Source organism: Ignavibacteriota bacterium (genome assembly GCA_016218045.1).
Taxonomy (GTDB): Bacteria; Bacteroidota; Ignavibacteria; order SZUA-365; family SZUA-365; genus JACRFB01.
In genome coordinates this window covers 74,911-93,293 of record JACRFB010000031.1, presented here as the reverse complement: position 1 = coordinate 93,293, position 18,383 = coordinate 74,911, and the positions used below count along the sequence as shown (strand labels likewise).

Sequence of the window (18,383 nt, the reverse complement as noted above, 5' to 3'; positions counted from 1 at the left end):
CGGAACGGGTTCCGGCCAGTTGTATAGGCCGGAGAAAAATCCGTACTTTTCACTACTCCTTCGTGACGGAGCACGCAACCACCGCATCCACCAAATCTGAGGTTCGCATGCGCCTGATTCTCTTCGGCCCGCCGGGCGCCGGAAAAGGCACGCAAGCCGCGTACGTCGCGGCGCATTTCTCCATCCCGCATATTTCGACCGGCGATCTTTTCAGGGCGAACATCACGAAGCAGACGCCGCTCGGGATCGAGGCCAAGCGGTACTCGGACGCGGGCGAGCTTGTTCCCGACGCCGTGACAAACGCGATGGTGCGCGACCGACTGGGCGACGAGGACGCGGCACGGGGTTTCCTGCTCGACGGCTACCCGCGGACTACGGCACAGGCCGACGAACTTGCAACGATGCTCAAAGAGCGCGGCGCCGTTCTCGACGTGGTCGTCAACCTGCTTGTTCCCGATTACAAGCTGATCGACCGCCTCATGAAGCGTGGACGTTCCGACGACACCTTCGACACGATCTCACGCCGACTCGACGTGTATCACGAGACCACGAAGCCGCTCATCGGCTACTACAAGACACTCGGCATACTGCGTGACGTCGACGGTGTCGGCGACATCACCGAAATCACCGAACGCATTTTCGAGGCACTCGGACACACCGCATGAATCCCACGCGCGGATCGCGGGCGCTGCTGCTCCGCCTTGGCGCCGCAGTGCTGATGTTCCTCCTCGCGCCCGCCGCGCGCGCCCAGTCGATGGGCGACCTCATACGCACACTCGGCGTCGAGGCGCTGGCGCGCGACTATCTGCGTCCTGGCGCGGACGCGATCGGCTACAGCTTCAACAGCGGGCTGTACCATTCCGCGCGCGTGGATTCGGGACTGAACATCTGGTTCGGTCTTCGCGGCGTCTGGACGTACGTGCCCGAGAGTGATGCCTCCTTTGTCGCGCTGCTCCCCTCGTCGCTCGTCGCGCTGGGGTATCCCGCGCGTGTGACGACGGCCACGGTTTTCGGGGGTGAAGGCGCCGTGCTTCATTCAGGACAGGTTGATCCGTCCGGCAACCCGTATCCCGACATCGCCCTGCCGCGTGGCAACGGGCTGCGCAGCACCTTTGTGATGCTGCCGCACGCCACGATCGGATCGGTCGCGGCGACGGAGATCATGGTGCGCGGCATTCCGCCCATCACCTTCGATCCCGAGATCGGAAAGATCAGCTTTGTCGGCATCGGCGTGAAACACAGTCCGACGAATTACCTGCGCCTGCCCTTCGACATCGCGGTGATGGCCGCGGCGCAGCGGCTCGAGATCGGCCGCATCATGCACGTCTCGAACCTGAACGCGAACGTGCATGCGAGTCTGCCCATCGCGATCGCGGAACTGTACGGAGGTTTCGGTTACGAGAGTTACGACATCCGCGTGGCGTACACCTATACGCCCACCTCGCCCGATCTGCCCGCGGAACTGCGCACGCCGCAGAGCATCGAACTCGATTTTGCACGCGTCAATTTCCGCTTCACGATCGGCGTCACCCTCACCTTCCTGCCACTTGTGGATGTCAACGCCGAATACAGTTTCGGTGTGCAGGACAACTTCACACTCGGCGCGGGATTGCATCTCTGACAACCACGAAAGCCACGATCATGGTACGACGTATCCCGGCGCTCTGCGCGCTGCTTCTTGTGCTTCTGCTCCCCGCTCCGCTGCGCGCGCAGTTCGATCAGGGTTTTACCAAACGTCTGCTCGAGGAATTTTCGCTACAGCTTTTCGGGGAGAACGCAAGCGGGTTCATGGGACCGCTCGTCATCGTGTCGAACGTGGGAGCGAATCATGGTTTCTACCACTCGGCCCATGTCGAGAAAACCGACCGTCTGTCTTTCGAATTCTCGGTACAGACCGTCTACACCTGGGTGCGCGACGATCAGCGGAACTACACGGGGCACATTCCCTACGCCGTCAGACCGACCGACAGCGACACGCTGAAGGCCTTCAAATCGCTCGTGCTCGAACCCGCCGTGCGCGACGGGAAAATGTCGCCGACACTGACCACAGCGACCGTGTTCGGAGGCACGGGGTCGTGGTTCCGCATTCCGAAGGAATATCTGTGGTTCGTTCCGCCCGATCAGTTGAAGCTTCTGCCCGATTCGCTGCAGCTCACCAACGGCACGAATCAATCCACCGTTTTCGCGGCCATTCCGCAGCTTCGCATCGGGACGTTTGCCTCCACCGACATGCTGCTCCGCTATATTCCCCCGGTGACCTTTGATAAAAACATCGGCAAGTTCTCGTTCTTCGGTGTGGCACTGCGTCACAGCATCAGCAACACGCTCACGAATCCGCGTCTAGGCGGACTCGAGTCGTTCCCTGTCGATCTCGCGGTGCTTGTGAGTTACGAACATTCCACCATCGAAAACACAGTGGGTACGACGCGCGCGAAACTCGACGCGGCCACCGACATGCTTTCGGCCAACATCCACGCCAGCCGCCGCTTCGATTGGATAGAGCCGTTTGCCGGCATATCCATCGAGTACCTCTCGTCTTCCGGCACGTACACATTCACACTGCCGCAGACGATCAAGGACCAGATCGGCTACGACATCGATCCCCAAAGGGCCAGCATCAGTCTCGACGATCTGACCGTGAAGGGGACGCTTGGAGTGGCGGCCCTGTTCGGGCCGGTGGATGTGTTTCTCAGCGCGGGACTCAGCAAACACGTGATATTCGGGGGCGGTGCCGCGTATCATTTCTAGTCCGCGCGTGATTGCCCGCAGAGCGATGACGGCGGGCGTCAGACTCTGCCTTGTTTGCCCCGGCGTGGTTTTGTAAGTTTTTTTTTCACGCGCGCCGCGCGCATTCCGTCACAGACGAGGGACATTCACCTGATGAGCGAAAACAAGGGCAGCATTCTCTGGGTCGACGACGAGGTGGAACTCCTCAAGCCCCACATTCTATTTTTGGAGCAGAAGGGTTTCGAAGTCCACACCGTCACGAACGGGGCCGACGCGATAAGCTGGGTCGAAAACACGCCGGTGGACCTCGTGCTCCTCGATGAATCGATGCCCGGCATGGGCGGCTTAGCCGCGCTCGCGCGCATCAAGGATGTGCGGCCGACACTGCCCGTCGTGATGGTCACAAAAAACGAGGAGGAAGCGCTGATGGAGGAGGCCATCGGCGAAAAGATCAGCGATTACCTGACCAAGCCGGTGAATCCGAGCCAGATCCTGCTTGTGGTGAAGAAGATCCTCGAGGGGCGTAAAATCCTCGGTTCGCGCACCGCGCAGGATTACATCCAGGAATTCAACGAGGTGTCGCGTTCACTGCTCGGACCGATGGATCTCGAGGAATGGACGTCGATGTACCGGCGCATCGTCGAACGCGAGAGCGAACTCGACGAGCACCCCGAACTCGGGCTGCAGCAGACCGTCGCCGACCAGCGGCGCGAGTGCAATCAGGAGTTCTGCAAGGTGGTGGAAAAAAACTACCGCGACTGGATCGAGGACGAATCGGTGGTGCTGTCGCCCAACGTGGTAGACCGTTTCCTGGTGCCGCATATCGAGAACAAGGGCCCGGTGTTTTTCTTCGTAATCGACTGCATGCGATACGATCAGTGGCTCATCATGGAGCAACACCTGCACGACCTCTATTCCATCAAAAAGGACTTCTATCTCGGCATACTGCCGTCGGCCACGCCGTACGCGCGGAACGCGATTTTCAGCGGGCTGTATCCGAGCGACATCGACCGCGTGTTGCCCGGGCTGTGGTCGCGCGGCGACGACGACGACTATTCGATGAACAAGAACGAGAAGGAATTGCTCGAGAAACTGCTGGAGCGGCGCCGCATACGGCTCCGCACCGAGCTGAAGTACTACAAGATCATCGATCCCGAGTACGGCAAACAGATGGTGGGGAACATCGCCTCGTTCGCGAAGAATCACGTGACCGCCATCGTCGTCAACTTCGTCGACATGCTGGCGCACAGCCGGTCCGACACGCCCATACTCAAGGAAATCGCGCCCGACGAGGCGGCCTACCGTTCGCTGACACGCTCGTGGTTCACCCATTCGTCGCTGTTCGCGATGTTCCGGCAGATTGCGAAGTTCCCCGACGCCACCGTGATCGTGACCACCGATCACGGGAGCGTGCGCTGCATGCGCGGCACCAAGGCCCTGGGCGACCGTGAGACATCGACCAATCTCCGCTACAAATTCGGCCGCAACGTCAAGGCCGATCCGAAGCAGGCGATGCTCATTCCGAAACCCGCCGAGTACCGTCTTCCCAATCGCGGGATGACCGTGAACTACGTGATCGCAAAGGAAGACTATTACTTCGTGTATCCGACCGACTACAACAAGTATCTGGCGTACTACCGCGACAGCTTCCAGCACGGCGGCATTTCGATGGAAGAGCTGGTGCTGCCGGTCATCACCATGCAGCCGCGCTGAGGCAATGCAGGCGCATCTCACGCACAGCGAAGAGGAGACGCGCACGCTTGCGGGCGCGTTTGCGCGCGCGCTGGAGCCGGGCGCGACCGTCGCGCTATCCGGCGATCTGGGCAGCGGCAAGACCGCCTGGGTGCGCGGAATGTGCGCGGCGTACGCGTGTGAAGAACAGGTGAGCAGTCCGACCTTCACCATCGTCAACGAATACCGCGGTGTGCGGCACGTGCTGCACTGCGACGTGTACCGGCTGCGGAGCATCGACGAGATGTTCGAGGCGGGCCTCGATGAAATGTTCGACAGCGACGCGGTGGTGCTTGTCGAGTGGGCGGAGAAAATGCTGGCCCTGCTTCCCTTCCCGCGCTGGGAAATACTCTGCGAGCACGGAGGCAACGAGGCCGAGCGACGCTACACGGTTGTACTTGTCGCCGACCAGGGATCGTCGATCCTCGAGGAGACGGGTGACATGGAGTCGATGCAGTGATACTCGGGATCGAGACCGCGACACGCACGCTGAGCGTGGCACTTGTAGAAAACGGGCGTCTGCTCGCGAGTATCCTACTACTCAGAGGGAATCTGCACGACGAGCTGCTGCTGCCCGTCACGGCGCAACTGTTCCAGAACGCACAGGCGGATTGGAGCGGGATTGCCGCGGTCGCGGTGTCGGCCGGACCCGGTTCCTTCACCGGACTGCGCATCGGCATGGCGGCAGCGAAAGGGATCGCCATGAGCCGCAATATTCCCCTGGTGGCCGTACCGACCTTCGATGCGCTTGCCCTGCACATCGCCGAATCGGGCATACCGGCGGCCGATGCCACTCTGGTAACAGCTTTCGACGCGCGCGGAGGCGACGTGTACGCAGCGCGCTACGAGATACACGGGGGAACCATGCATCGGGCGGCCGGGCCTCTCGCGGGCACACTCGACACGATCCTTCCGGGACTCCCCGACGGCACCTGGCTGGCGGGAGACGCGGCAGCCGCGCAGGCCGCCTTGTCCGACGGCAGGTACCGCGCACTGCCCGGCACGGATGCGGGCGCACACGCCGGAGCGGTGGCGCTGCTCGGCGAACGTCTGCATGCTGAGGGGCGGCACGACTCCATCGACGAATGCGAGCCACAGTACCTCCGCGAGTTCCGGACGACAACCCCGAAAATCGCTGGCAGGTAAACCGCGATTTTTCCCGAAAGATTCGTATTATAGTTGGTTTCAGAGGAACGGCAATCGCCGTTCGCCTCATTGCCCGCACTTCCCGTCCGGCATCACACCCGCCCGCAGCATGCCGGCGGAAAGCTGTCAGGAATCGTGTTCCACCGGAACGCCGGCATCATCGATCAATTCCGGCACGGAGAGACAGAGAAAGAGGAGAACGAGACCATGGCCTGGTTTAAACGAGATAAAAGCAGCATCACTCCGGCCCCCGCGAAGCGGGAGGCACCTGACGGCTCGTGGCTGAAATGCGAGAGCTGCGGCGAGATGATGCACGTCAAACAGTTGCAGACGGCGATGTACACCTGCATCCATTGCGAGGCGTCGTTCCGCGTCGGCAGCACGGAGTACCTCTCGATCCTCCTCGACAAGGGTTCGTTCACGGAACAGGACCGCAAGATGCGGGCCACCGATCCGCTCAAGTTCACCGACACCAAGCGGTACACCGACCGCATCAAGGCGACGATCGACAAGACCGACCTATATGACGCAATGCGGGCCGGAACCGGCAAGATCGAGGGCATCACCGTCTCGGTCGCGGCGATGGATTTTGGTTTCATCGGCGGGAGCATGGGTTCCGTCGTGGGCGAAAAAATCGCGCGTGCCATCGACCGCGCACTGCGCCTGCGCTGCCCGCTCATACTGATTTCAATGAGCGGCGGTGCGCGCATGATGGAGGGCGCCTTCTCACTGATGCAGATGGCGAAATCGAGCGCAAAACTGTCGCAGCTCCACGCGGCGCAGCTCCCGTACATCTCGATCATGCTCGACCCGACCACGGGCGGCGTGACGGCGAGTTTTGCAATGCTGGGCGACATCAACATCGCCGAACCGAAGGCCCTGATCGGATTCGCCGGTCCGCGCGTCATTCGACAGACCATCGGCCGCGATCTGCCCGAGGGTTTTCAGCGAGCCGAGTTCCTTCTCGAGAAAGGTTTCCTCGACCTGGTGGTACCGCGCAAGGATATGCGGAAAACGATCGCGCGGCTGCTCCGCCACATGGTCTAGAAATTTCCGCATCGCTCCTTCCCATGAAAACCATCACCGCCATACGCGACATGCAGCGCACGACGGACGCGCTGCGCCGCGACGGAAGGCGGATCGCTTTTGTCCCGACGATGGGCTACCTGCACGAAGGGCATCTGCAGCTCATCCGCCGCGCACGCGCCGAGGCGGATTTCACCGCCGTGTCCATATTCGTGAATCCCTCGCAGTTCGGTCCGAAGGAGGATTTTTCGCGCTATCCGCGCGATCTCGCGCGTGATTCGGCGCTTGCGGAACAGGCGGGATGTGATTTGTTGTTTGTACCGGAGACGGACGAGATGTATCCGCCGGGATTTTCGACCCGGGTCAGCATCGCCGGACTCGCGTCGGTGCTCGAGGGCGCGTCGCGTCCGGGCCACTTCGACGGCGTCGCGACCGTCGTCGCAAAACTGCTGAATATCGTGCGGCCGCACGTGGCCGTCTTCGGTCAGAAGGATGCACAGCAGGTAGCCGTCATACGCGCCATGCTCCAGGAACTGAACTTCGATACCGCCCTCATTGTAGAGCCCACCGTCCGCGAGGCCGACGGTCTGGCGATGAGTTCGCGCAACGTGTACCTCTCGCCCGAGGAGCGACAGCGCGCGCTGGCGCTGTCGCGCGCGCTCGAATCCGCGTCGGCCCTGTACGCGGGCGGTGAACGGCGCGCATCGGCACTCGCGGGCGCGGTGCGGTCGGAACTCGCGTCGACCCCGGGAGTGGATGTCGACTACGTGGCGGTAATGGACGCTGAAACATTCACCGACCCCGAGGCGGACTGTATGCGTCCCCTGCTCGTGGCAATCGCCGCGAAGGTCGGATCCACACGACTCATCGACAATACGTTATTACAGGAAATACCGCGGCCATGAGACTCCGCATGTGCAAATCGAAAATCCACAGGGCACGCGTCACCGAAGCCGAGCTGTACTACGAGGGCAGCCTGACCATCGACATCGAGCTGATGCGCCTTGCCAACATCCTGCCCTTCGAACAGGTGTCGGTGGTGAACGTCAACAACGGGAACCGCTTCGAGACCTACGCGATCACGGGTGATCCGGGCAGCGGGACGATCTGTCTGAACGGCGCCGCGGCGCGGCTCGGGCACGTGGGCGACGAGATCATCATCATCACCTACGCCGAGTTCGAGGAAGCAGAGGCGCGCGGCCATCATCCCACCATCGTGCTGGTCGATTCCGACAACAAGATGAAGGATGTGCTGACGGCGCCCGACCGCCCGATGCACGCCGATTTCCTCAACTGCTGACAGAGACACAGCCCCAGGCACCCTTCCCGACCGATTTTCGGAGTATCATGTCCTCTTCTCCTCTCGCTGCCGTCATCATGGCCGCCGGCCAAGGCAAACGCATGAACAATCCCTCGCTCGCGAAGGTCATGCATCCCCTCGGCGGACGGCCGCTTGTCGACCACGTCATCGGACTCGCGCGGAAAAACGCGGCGGAAAACATCATCGTCATCGTGGGTCATCAGCGCGAGAGCGTGGAGGAGTTTCTCCGCGCGGCGCATCCCGACGTCTCGATCGCCGTGCAGGAGCAGCAGCTCGGCACGGCGCACGCGGTGATGCAGGCGGGTCCCGCGCTCGCGCAGTTCGAGGGCGACGTACTGATCCTGAGCGGCGACGCGCCCATGACGCGGCCCGAGACCACGGCACGCATGCTTGCGCGCCATCGTGAGAGCGGCGCCTCGGTGACCGTCCTCACAGCCGTGCTGCCGGATCCGACAGGATACGGCCGCGTGATCCGCGGCGACGACGGGCGGATACTGCGCATCGTCGAACACAAGGACGCAAGCGACGAGGAACGCGCGGTGAACGAAATCAACAGCGGCATCTACGTCTTCCGCAAGGCGGACCTCTTCGATGCCCTGGCGCGGGTCGACAACCACAACGCGCAGGGCGAGTATTACCTGCCCGACGTCTTTGCGATGTTCGCACGCGAGGGACGGAGGATGGAGCCGTGCATCGTCGAATCGTTCGACGAGATTCGCGGCGTCAACACCGTGGAGCAGCTCCTCGAGATGGAACGTGTGTACGCCGCCACACACGGCACCGCGGCTGACGGCGGATACGACAATCGCACAGTACACGCGTGAGACCATGGCCGACCGATACGTACTGCACCCCGACAATCCCCAGCAACGGCTGATGACGGAAATCGTCGACCGTCTGCGCCGCGGCGCGGTGATGCTGTATCCCACCGACACCGTGTACGCGATAGGTTGCGACATCAAGAACAAGGAAGGCCACGAGCGCATCCGGAAGATCCGGCGGCTGTCGGACGACAAGCCGCTGACATTCGTGACCTCCTCCCTCTCCGACATCGCCGAGTACGCGCACATTTCCGACACATCGTATCAGGTGCTGCGGCATCTCGTGCCGGGTCCGTACACCTTCCTTCTGCCCGCATCAAAACTTGTTCCCAAACTCGTGCAGAATCCGCGCAGGAAGACCTCCGGCATCCGCGTGCCCGATCACATCATCTGCCAGGTGCTGATCAAGCAGCTCGACAATCCCTTGATCTCGATGTCGGCACGTCTGCCCGACGTCGAAGACGCGCCCGACATCGAGGACCTCTTCGAGCAGTTCGACAGTTTCGTCGACATCATCATCGACGACGAGGGCGTGTACCGTTCGCCCTACACGGGCGAGATCTCGACGATGATCGATCTCACCGACGACGTCCCGTCGATCGTCCGCCGCGGGCTCGGCCTCGAGCTGGCCGAAAAGTACATCTAGCGTCCGCGCGATTCCTGTTCCGACGGATATCCGAACCAGGCGCGGAGCGCCCCGAGCCAGGGCTTGAAGCCGAAGCGGCGCGCCTCACGATACGCGTCCGCGGGCGTGAGGCCCTCGACGTCGGTGCGATACTTTGCGATGATTGCGCCGGTGCGGTCGGCCCCGTGCGCGCAATGCACGTACACGCCCCCTCCCTGCAGGAGCGCGCGTATACGTTCCCAGTCCTTCGGTGATGGCGGATTGGTGCCGAGATAGACGGGCACGTACTCGATGCCGAGTTCGCGCGTCCATTCGATTTCGGTGCCCCCGCTTTTCGGCAGTGCATCCTTGGCGAGGTTGATCACCGTCCGCACCCCGTACATTCGCTTGAGTGAATCGAGTTGCGCGCGTGATGTGATTTTAGCGCCGCGATAATTGCCGTTCACCGTGGTGTCGAAGTTGGTGGGCAGCCAGGGGAAGGGTGAACGCACCTGCGCCGCGAGAGGCGCGGCGCAGGCACAGACACAGGCAAGAAGGATGAAGGCGGCGAGGCGCTTCATACGGCGGAATTATTTGGAGACCGGCGTCTCGACAACAACACTCACCGTGCGGCAGTAGAATCGTCCTTCGGGCGTTTCGTTGTCGTACATGGATGACTCGCCGGCGCCCTGCACCACGGCGTTGCTCGCATTGAGCGCCGAGGCGGTGGAGCGCGCGCGGCCCTCGGACAGGCGCAGGTTGTACTCAGTCTCGCCCAGTCGGTCGGTATGCCCGGTCACCTTGACGTTCGAATTCTTCGCGATGCGCGGTTTGATGAATTCCGCGATGCGCACGTTGCGCGCGTTGAGCGCGGGCGAATCGAAATCGAAGAGGATCAGGTTATAGCGGTCGATCTCGAGATCGGCCAGCCGTTCGGCGCGTTTTTTCTGGATGGTGATCTGCTCCACGGGGATAAGCGAATCGGGAGTGACCACAGTCTGATTCGCCGCGTCCTGGACGCGCAGCGCGTACACGATCGGCTCGTTGGTGCGCGGGATGCTGGTGCGTTCCTCGGCCACATTCCAGACAAGCGACGCGGGCGGCATCTCGCGGCCGGTCCACTCCTTCAGCACGCGGCCGCTCTGCCGGGCGGTAAGGCGCCAGTCCACGACACCCGCTCCCGCTTCGACGCGCGGGTAGAAGCGCATGACCGGCGGCGTGACGGTGCGCAGCGTGTCGCCGGTGATGACAGGGTCGAGAATTGCGGGGTCACTCGCGGAGATTTCGACGCGGCGGTTTTCGGCGATGCCGTCGGGCTCGGTGACACGCGAGGGAGTTTCCGGCAGACCGCGTTCCACGACACGCAGACGCGATTCGGGCACGCCCCATACGTCGCGCAGGTAATTGCGCACCGCAATTGCCCGGTTGCGCGACAGGGTGGTGTTGCCCTTCTCCGCTCCTTCGTCGCTGTTGCAACCCGTGAGCGTCAGTGTGGCGAAATTATTCGCGCGCATACGGCGCCCGATGATGTTAAGCACATTGTGATACATTTCGATGGTGCCTGTCGAACGGAGGGCGGGCATGTCGAAGGCCTCTGCCTGCTCCTTCGAGAGGCGCGCGTAGCGCGCAGGGATGGCGTCGGACTGTTCATCAAAAAACACGTAGTGCAGCAGAGGCCGCATCTCGGTGGAGATAAACTCTTCAACGCGCACACGGACCAGCGGCTGCTCGGTACCGTCCTTGTCCACACCGGCGGCGGTGATGGATGCGGCCAGCGCGGGGGGCGGCGGCGGCGGCGGGGGAGGAGGAGGTGGTGGTGGCGGGGGCGGCGGGGGCGGTGGCGCACTCTCCTTCGGAAGCCAGCGCACCGAGGCGCCCAGGCGCAATGTGTGCGCGTTCCACGAGAAGCCGCTGACGACCGGCGTCACACCGTAGGCAAAGATGATTTCGGGAGCGGCCACGAGCGTGCGATCGCGGTTGAGAGGCACTTCATAGCGGAGTCCCGCGAGAAGGGCAAGTTGTATCGATCCCGCGTCGGGTATGTCGCCGCTGAGCACATTCCGTGTGCGCGTCTGCGTATCCATGAACACGCCGCGGTCGGCCGGAACCACGATCTGTTCCTTCTGCTCGAAGGATCTTGACAGCACGAGTCCGAGACGCGGACCCGCCATAAACGACAGCGATTTCCAGAAGCGGTAATCAAAGAGCGGCTCGATTCCAACGGACGACAGAGTCGCGTCGATCGTGTGTTCAAATTCGCCCGGCGCGGCGGTACCGACAATGCTGACTGTTGTCGCTTCGCGCGACGACAGCAGCGCGCTGTATCCTGTGTAACCCGCGCGGATGTCGATGGACATGGTGCGTTCGAGCGGATACACGTACAGCACACCCGCCGTGAAACCCGTCCCATCCCCGCTCTCGAAACGCGGACAGCAGTTCGGGATGCCCGGAAGTTTGCTGAACTCGGCCGTGTGAAAGTTCAGATTATAATTGCCGTACACACCAAAACCGGCGCGCATCGAATCGGGATCAGCGGCCGGTTGTGAGATTGCGGATTGTGCCGCACAGAGAAGAAGCGTCAGGAAGAATGCCGACAGGCGTTTCATCGGGTCCTCGGGTTGGATCGCGTAATATACAAAAATTGGAGAGCCGGGAGCTAGCGTCCGCGCGACTGCAAGGACGTTATTTGGCGAGCATAAGCGGAAGGTACACGGCTGTTGCCGGTGTGAGGAGCACGCAGAAATATAGGCCCGAAGGCAAGGCCCCCGCGTCGAGAACAAAACGGTGGGTGCCGCGCGGCAGTTCCGCGTCGGCGAGCACAACCATCTCGCGGCCAAGCGCGTCGTGCACAGTGAGACGGCTGCGGCCCGCCTCGATGATATCGACCTCGATCACCGTGCTGGCGTTGAAGGGATTCGGCCCCACCTGCCGCAGGGACAGCGTCGCAGCGCCGTCGAAGAGGCGTGCGCCGCCTTCGCGGCAGATGGTGATGCGGATCATGCCCGTATCGAGACGCGCATCAACCGCGGCGCCTGCGAAGGACAACGAGTCGAGCACAAGCAGCGACGAGTCGCGGTCGCCCAGCGTGGCCACAAACAGGTATTCGGCCACGATGCCCCGATCCGATGCGAGCGCCGCATCCACCGGGACGCGCCGTTCGCGTCCCACGACAATCCCTTCGGGTGTGCCTCCCGCGGGCGCGAGCACGGACGCGTCGAAACGCAGGATGCCGCGCAGCCGCGTCGCACCTGCGGCTTGCAGGCCGCTCGACGACACAAGATCGAGGGGCAGGCGCACCAGATCGCCCGGCCGCGCAACAATGCCGGGAAGACTCAGCGCCGCAGTGGCACGGACCCCGTCCTGCACGTCGAACGGATCGGACCGCGCCGTGCAGCCGTCGGCATTCGACACCGTGACCACGTAGCGGCCGTTCCGTGTTATTCGGAGAATACGATCCGTTTCTCCGGTTAAATCGGCGCCGTCACGGGACCAGGCATACCCCGCGGCGACGGACGAGATGAGCGAATCCCCGCTGCGCGTGATCACGGGTTTCGGCGGCACCGGCAGCAGAAGGACGACGTGACCCGGCGACACACCCGTGCAGCCGTTAGAATCCGTCACCGTCACGGTATAGACGCCGGGAGCCGAGACGACACAGACGCGCGCGCCTGCCACTGTGGAGCCCGCGGCGTCGCGCCACGTGTACGACACGGCGTTCACGCCCGCGTCGAGAGAGATTGAATCGCCGTCGCAGAAGCCGCGGGGTCCCTCGATCACGGGACGCGGCGCCGCAAACCGGCGCAGGGTCACCGGCGCCGACTCGCCACCGCAGCCGGCGGCATCGCGCACGCGCACACGCACGACGGCGTCGCGCCGCAGTGTCAGAAAACGGTTCGATCCCAGAAGCGCGGCACCTTCAAGCCATTCATACGTCGCAAAACCGGGCCCGGCGTCGAGCAGCACCGAATCACCGTCACAGAAGTCCCTCGTGCCGATGACACGGATCACCGGCGTCAGTGAATCACCCACGCTGACCTCGAGTACCGTGGATCCTGCACACCACATCGCGCCCCGCCGCACGGTGACGCGCACAGTGCCCGTGCCGGCGGCGGACCATTCCACGGCGACCGCCGTGTCCAACAGCGTCGTGCGGGGCGTTCCGCCACGAATTTCCCAGAGAACACTGTCGCCGGGCTGCACAGACACGCCGTACACCGCCACCGATCCCCGGCACACCGTCGCCGGTCCTTCGATCACAGGGTGCGGCCGCACCACAACATCGACCGTTACGGGAGGTGTAGCGCCTTCACAACCCGCATCGTCCGTCACTGTCAGCGAGTACACCCCCGGATCCCGCACAACGATGCCCGGCGTATCCGCGCCTGTGGACCAGCGGTACCCGGTGTACACAGCATCCGCCTGCAGGACCACGCTGTCGCCCTCACAGAGCGTGGTCGATCCGTTGGTCGTGATAGACGGCCGCGGTGACGGGAGAACGTTCACCTGCAGGTCGAAAGTCGACGCGCACCCGGTGCTGTCGTCCCGCCCGAGCAGCGAGACGATGTACTGACCGGGAACGGACCAGAAGACGCGGATTGAATCCCCTTCCCTTTTCACCGAATCCGCACCGGCGGCACTCCACACAGCGGTGACGCTGCGCGGCAGCACTGCGCGATACTGGCCCGCAGCGCCCGAACAAAGAACCGACGGGCCTGTGGCCGATACGGCAGGCGGATCAGCGGCGCGTATCGGCAGCGGTTCAGAGCTGCCAGCACAGCCGGCGCTGTCCACCACCGTCACAGAGTAGAGGCCACCGGTCCGCAGCACAATCGCCGCGCTCGTATCGCCCGTGGACCAGCGGTACGACACATACGCGCCTTGCACAGTCAGGGACACGCTGTCGCCTTCGCAGAAGAAGGGACCCGGATCGGCCCGCACCACCGGCGCGGGGCGCGCGCGCAGAATCAGGCGCACGGTGTCGCGGCCTTCGCACCCCCCCGCATCCGATACATGCAGTATGTACCTGCCCGGCGCGGCCACCGTCAGCGTACGTGCAGCGACAGTTCCGCCTCCAGGCAACAGCCATTCATAGGTGGCATAGCCCGCACCCGCGTCGAGTGTGACGCTGTCGTTCTCGCAGAGCGTGATATCGCCCGAAGGAACGACGCCCGGACGCAGAATCGGAGCGACCGCCACGTCCGCAGCAGCGGTGCTGACACAACCAGTGGAATCGTCGATAATCGTCAGGACCACGCGCGCCGTTCCGGGAGCGCCCCAGCGCACGAGCAGCGTGTCGGTTGCAGCGCCCGAAAAAGGCGTGCCTCCCGTGACGGTCCAGCGATAGCTGTGTTTCGGATACAGAGGAGCAGTATATCGGGAAAAGCTGAACGGACACGCGCTGGCAGGACCTTCGAACGACGCGGCGCGGACGGCGTGCACCGACACCGCGACGGGCCGTGCGATTCCGGCGCAGCCGCCGTCGTTGTACACCGTCACATCGTAGAGCCCCGCGCGTTTGACAACAAGCCGGCGTGTGGTGTCGCCGGTACTCCAGCGCACCGATGTATATCCCGCGCCCGCATCGAGCACCGTGCTGTCGCCGGGGCAGATGATCAGCGGGCGCAGTGCCGTGATGACCGGAACGGGCAGCGGATACTGTGTGATTTCGACCGAGTCACGCGCCTCGCAGCCCTGGGCGTCGCGGACCAGCAGCGAGTACATTCCGCCCGCGCGCACGGTGATCGAGCGGGACTGTGCGCCGGTGGACCAGCGGTAATACGGGTATAGTTCCGATGCGGTCAGCACAAGACTGTCGCCCTCGCAGATCACACGGCGGCCGCTGCCGCGTATGCTCACACTGGCGGCGGGAAGTACAAACACCGTTACCGGTGACGTCCGCACACATCCGACCGCATCACGCACGGTGACTGTGTAGAGTGTGGTGACCGTGGGTCTGGCGACCGGTGTTGCGACGGTTGCGTTCGACAGTCCGGCGTCGGGCGACCACTGATAGGTGTAGGGCGGCGTCCCTCCATCGGCAAAGGCCGTGAGACCGGTGCCCGCGCCCGGGCATATCGTGCCGCCGCCGCGCGCTTCCGCGCGAAGGGTGCTGACACGCACCGTCACAGTGTCGACGGCAACACAGCCGAGGGCGTCTGTGATGGTGACGGTGTACGTCGTTGTCGAATCGGGAGCCGCCGTGGGATTCGGACCGTCGCTGAGGTCGAGGCCATCCGACGGAAGCCAGCGGTACCTGATGGGCGGAATTCCTTCCAGCACGGCCGCCGAGAGGCGCGCCCCGATGCCGCGACAAACAAACACCGACGCTCCCGCATCCACTTCCGCGTGCCGCACCACGATGGAAATCTGCGCCGTGTCCGCACAACCGATGGAATCCGTCACCACGACGGTGTAGCGGGTGGTGGTGTCGGGCGTGGCGCGCGTCTGCGCCGCGTCGGTCACCGTCAGAGTCGCCGCCGGCGACCAGCGGTAGGTAAAGGGTGCGATGCCTCCCACGGGTGCGACCCACAGCGGAACACTGCCACCGCGGCAGATGATCGTGTCGGGGCGGGTCCGTGTTTCGAGTGTCGAGAGCGAGACGCGCACAGGAGGTGACGAGGAATAACACCCCGTGGCATTCTTGACGAGCACGGAATACCAACCCGAGTCCGAGACCGTGCACTGCCGGTCGGTTGCGCCGGAAATTTTTCCGTTTTCGTTGTACCATTCATATGTGAGCCCCGCCCCGTCATTCGCCTCGAGAACAACGGAGGATCCCGGACAGAACCGAGTCGGTCCGAGCGCGGTCACAGTTGCGGGCACCGTGCATTCCTCGATCTTCAGGACGAAGGCATCCCACGGACCGCCCTGATGCGCGGCCTGCTGGGGATTCAGCGTCGGGAAATCGGTGCTGTTGGTTGTGCCGCAGAGCACCGCCGCGGCGCCTGCGGCCGCCACACCTGCGGCACCTTCATTCGCCTGGCCGCCGACATACGACGCAAATTGGAGCACGCCGGCAGACGAGAAACGCGCGACAAAGGCCTCGTCGCCCGGGTGTTTGAGCATAGGCGCATTACGCACGGGCAGCGTGGTGCTGCCTGTGCTGCCCGCGACAAGCGCGTTGCCCGCCGCGTCGAACGCGGCGGCGATGGCAATGTCGCTGCTGTTGCCCCCGTAGAATGTGGACCACTGCAGAGCACCACCGTTGGAATACACTGCGACAAAGGCGTCACCGAGCAGCGCACGGTCGGACTGCAGCGCGTTCAACACGGGAAAGTTGTCACTCTCCGTTGTGCCCGCCACGAGCACGCGGCCCGCAGCATCAATGGCAACCGCCTGCGCGGCATCCTCTTCATCACCACCCTGATATGTCGCCCACAGCCGCGCGCCTGCAGTATCCAGCACCGCGATAAAAGCATCGGAAGCTCCGCCGAACAGCGCCTGCTGCGCCGAGGCAGCGGGGAAATCCGTGCTTGCGGTACGTCCGGCCACTGCGATACCCGCCTGCGAGGCGGCAACGCCCCAGGCCTCCTCCGCGGCTGAACCGCCGAGGTAGCGCGCCCAGCGCCGCGTGCCGAGCGTGTCATATTTTACGAGAAAAGCATCCGAAAATCCTGCATTGTTCGGCTGTTGCGCGTTGAGCACGGGGAAGTCGCTGCTGAACGTCGAGCCGGCGATAACGACATTGTGTCCCGCATCGCAGGCGATCGAGAGCCCGCGCTCCTCGAGCGTACCGCCCGAGTAGGTGCTCCAGCGCAGGGCACCTTCTGGGGTGAAGGAGGCCGTGAAGGCGTCGAAATCGCCGCCGCGCGCAGGCTGCGCCGCGGAGGCGACAGGCAGATCGTCGCTGCGCGTCCAGCCGACGATGCTCGGACGTCCCGCGGCATCCACGGCCACATCGTAGGCGTAGTCGAGGTCGCTGCCTCCGAAATACGTGGCCCAGATCCGCTGACCGGCGCCGTCGAGCTTGACGAGAAACGCGTCGAAGTTTCCCGCTGAAGCGGGCTGATACCCCGCCGCCACGGGAAAGTCGATGCTCGCGGTGCGGCCGGTCACAAAAATATTCTGCTGCGCATCGATCGCCACGCCGTACGCCCAGTCTTCCCCGCTGCCGCCGTAAAACGTAGACCACACAATGCCCGGATCGATCACGAGCACGTGGGACGAATCATACGCGGCGGGTGCGAACGAGACGGTGTTGCCTTCGACAACATAATACGCTGCGACGTGTTCGCCCGCGGCACAGCGAGGATCGGGCGCATCCACGGCCGTCGTCCAGGCAACGGGCGCTTCTTCCACGATAGTGCCCAGAGGCGACCGCAGTTCCAGCGCACCGTCGGGGCGCAGCCGCACGCTGTCAAGGCCGTCGTAGCCGAATCGCACCGCGCGCGTATCGGCGCCAGGCCTGGCAACAAGATCGTATTTGACACCCTCGTCGCGCGCCGTGAACACGAGATCGATGCCTGGATATACATCGTGATACGTCAAACGCCCGTATGCGTGTACGATCCGGGACGGGCCCGCGACCGAATACCGGTGCACTGCAGAGGTCTCCGCGTCCGACGGCTCGAGCCGTGCGTGCCGCGATGCGCCAATAAAGGACAGATCAATCCGATAATACGAGACCAGGTCTTCACGTCCCCGGCCGGCATCACTCACGCCTGGGAGTACCGTCCCGTGATTCCGCCGGAACACATAACTGATCCCGTCGTCGCGGAAAAACACATCCAGTCCCTTCGCGCGCAGCACATAGCGGATATCGTGCCGTGCCGTGCCGCGGCTGTCGCGCACAGTTCCCGGCGTCTCGACAAAAACGGGGGCGGCGAGTACACCATGGTAACGTCCCGGTTCCAGTGGTCCCGTGTGTATATCCGGCGCCGCTCGCGCCGTGACGAGGCAGCAGGCGGCACAGACCATGCGGAGAACGAGCCACGTGATAGTCCGTCCCGCATGCCCGCGTCGGATTGTCGCAGGCGCTGCCCGCGGTCTGCACGCGATGGGGTGCATC

Annotated in this window: 14 protein-coding genes; 11 read left to right on the top strand and 3 right to left on the bottom strand. The window is 63.5% G+C overall.

What is annotated here, in order from left to right; genetic code table 11:
- Positions 1–107 precede the first annotated feature (107 nt).
- The 11 genes from HY962_08620 (at position 108) to HY962_08570 (ending at position 9,418) form a co-directional block, all read left to right on the top strand.
- Positions 108–665 carry an adenylate kinase gene (locus tag HY962_08620; protein ID MBI5646985.1) on the top strand — a complete coding sequence of 186 codons (558 nt, stop codon included), beginning with the start codon at positions 108–110 and terminating at the stop codon, positions 663–665.
- Positions 662–1,621: a hypothetical protein gene (locus tag HY962_08615; GenBank protein MBI5646984.1), complete on the top strand. Its 960-nt coding sequence runs from the start codon at positions 662–664 to the stop codon at positions 1,619–1,621. Before HY962_08620 ends, HY962_08615 begins: the two co-directional genes overlap by 4 nt.
- A gap of 20 nt (positions 1,622–1,641) precedes the next feature.
- Positions 1,642–2,748, top strand: coding sequence for a hypothetical protein (locus tag HY962_08610; GenBank protein MBI5646983.1), 1,107 nt, complete (start codon positions 1,642–1,644; stop codon positions 2,746–2,748).
- 132 nt (positions 2,749–2,880) lie between these two features.
- Complete coding sequence (locus HY962_08605; GenBank protein MBI5646982.1) at positions 2,881–4,440, top strand: PglZ domain-containing protein; 1,560 nt, start codon at positions 2,881–2,883, stop codon at positions 4,438–4,440.
- Between the two features lie 4 nt (positions 4,441–4,444).
- Positions 4,445–4,918 (top strand): tRNA (adenosine(37)-N6)-threonylcarbamoyltransferase complex ATPase subunit type 1 TsaE, encoded by a 474-nt coding sequence (gene tsaE, locus HY962_08600; protein MBI5646981.1) that lies wholly within the window; start codon positions 4,445–4,447, stop codon positions 4,916–4,918.
- Positions 4,915–5,604 (top strand): tRNA (adenosine(37)-N6)-threonylcarbamoyltransferase complex dimerization subunit type 1 TsaB, encoded by a 690-nt coding sequence (gene tsaB, locus HY962_08595; protein ID MBI5646980.1) that lies wholly within the window; start codon positions 4,915–4,917, stop codon positions 5,602–5,604. The genes tsaE and tsaB overlap by 4 nt, the downstream gene beginning before the upstream one ends.
- 207 nt (positions 5,605–5,811) lie before the next feature.
- Positions 5,812–6,651, top strand: coding sequence for an acetyl-CoA carboxylase carboxyltransferase subunit beta (locus tag HY962_08590; GenBank protein ID MBI5646979.1), 840 nt, complete (start codon positions 5,812–5,814; stop codon positions 6,649–6,651).
- Between the two features lie 23 nt (positions 6,652–6,674).
- The gene (locus tag HY962_08585) at positions 6,675–7,535 is read left to right on the top strand and encodes a pantoate--beta-alanine ligase (protein ID MBI5646978.1); all 861 of its coding nucleotides are present in this window, start codon (positions 6,675–6,677) and stop codon (positions 7,533–7,535) included.
- Positions 7,532–7,930, top strand: a complete 399-nt coding sequence (locus HY962_08580; protein ID MBI5646977.1) for an aspartate 1-decarboxylase — start codon at positions 7,532–7,534, stop codon at positions 7,928–7,930. Before HY962_08585 ends, HY962_08580 begins: the two co-directional genes overlap by 4 nt.
- Positions 7,931–7,977: 47 nt before the next feature.
- The gene (locus HY962_08575; GenBank protein ID MBI5646976.1) at positions 7,978–8,775 is read left to right on the top strand and encodes an NTP transferase domain-containing protein; all 798 of its coding nucleotides are present in this window, start codon (positions 7,978–7,980) and stop codon (positions 8,773–8,775) included.
- A gap of 4 nt (positions 8,776–8,779) precedes the next feature.
- Positions 8,780–9,418 carry a threonylcarbamoyl-AMP synthase gene (locus HY962_08570; GenBank protein MBI5646975.1) on the top strand — a complete coding sequence of 213 codons (639 nt, stop codon included), beginning with the start codon at positions 8,780–8,782 and terminating at the stop codon, positions 9,416–9,418.
- On the opposite strand, the gene HY962_08565 is transcribed toward HY962_08570, so the two are convergent.
- The 3 genes from HY962_08565 to HY962_08555 form a co-directional block, all read right to left on the bottom strand.
- The gene (locus tag HY962_08565) at positions 9,415–9,957 is read right to left on the bottom strand and encodes a hypothetical protein (GenBank protein ID MBI5646974.1); all 543 of its coding nucleotides are present in this window, start codon (positions 9,955–9,957) and stop codon (positions 9,415–9,417) included. The genes HY962_08570 and HY962_08565 overlap by 4 nt on opposite strands.
- A 9-nt stretch (positions 9,958–9,966) precedes the next feature.
- Positions 9,967–11,982 (bottom strand): OmpA family protein, encoded by a 2,016-nt coding sequence (locus HY962_08560; GenBank protein MBI5646973.1) that lies wholly within the window; start codon positions 11,980–11,982, stop codon positions 9,967–9,969.
- A gap of 76 nt (positions 11,983–12,058) precedes the next feature.
- Complete coding sequence (locus tag HY962_08555) at positions 12,059–18,382, bottom strand: hypothetical protein (protein ID MBI5646972.1); 6,324 nt, start codon at positions 18,380–18,382, stop codon at positions 12,059–12,061.
- Position 18,383 lies beyond the last annotated feature (1 nt).

Coding starts and splice junctions, on each gene's coding strand:
- HY962_08560 (MBI5646973.1), bottom strand. CDS start 11,982: ATGAAACGCCTGTCGGCATTCTTCCTGACGCTTCTTCTCTGTGCGGCA.
- HY962_08580 (MBI5646977.1), top strand. CDS start 7,532: ATGAGACTCCGCATGTGCAAATCGAAAATCCACAGGGCACGCGTCACC.
- HY962_08620 (MBI5646985.1), top strand. CDS start 108: ATGCGCCTGATTCTCTTCGGCCCGCCGGGCGCCGGAAAAGGCACGCAA.
- HY962_08605 (MBI5646982.1), top strand. CDS start 2,881: ATGAGCGAAAACAAGGGCAGCATTCTCTGGGTCGACGACGAGGTGGAA.
- HY962_08615 (MBI5646984.1), top strand. CDS start 662: ATGAATCCCACGCGCGGATCGCGGGCGCTGCTGCTCCGCCTTGGCGCC.
- HY962_08590 (MBI5646979.1), top strand. CDS start 5,812: ATGGCCTGGTTTAAACGAGATAAAAGCAGCATCACTCCGGCCCCCGCG.
- HY962_08610 (MBI5646983.1), top strand. CDS start 1,642: ATGGTACGACGTATCCCGGCGCTCTGCGCGCTGCTTCTTGTGCTTCTG.
- HY962_08575 (MBI5646976.1), top strand. CDS start 7,978: ATGTCCTCTTCTCCTCTCGCTGCCGTCATCATGGCCGCCGGCCAAGGC.
- HY962_08585 (MBI5646978.1), top strand. CDS start 6,675: ATGAAAACCATCACCGCCATACGCGACATGCAGCGCACGACGGACGCG.
- HY962_08555 (MBI5646972.1), bottom strand. CDS start 18,382: ATGCACCCCATCGCGTGCAGACCGCGGGCAGCGCCTGCGACAATCCGA.
- HY962_08565 (MBI5646974.1), bottom strand. CDS start 9,957: ATGAAGCGCCTCGCCGCCTTCATCCTTCTTGCCTGTGTCTGTGCCTGC.
- tsaE (MBI5646981.1), top strand. CDS start 4,445: ATGCAGGCGCATCTCACGCACAGCGAAGAGGAGACGCGCACGCTTGCG.
- HY962_08570 (MBI5646975.1), top strand. CDS start 8,780: ATGGCCGACCGATACGTACTGCACCCCGACAATCCCCAGCAACGGCTG.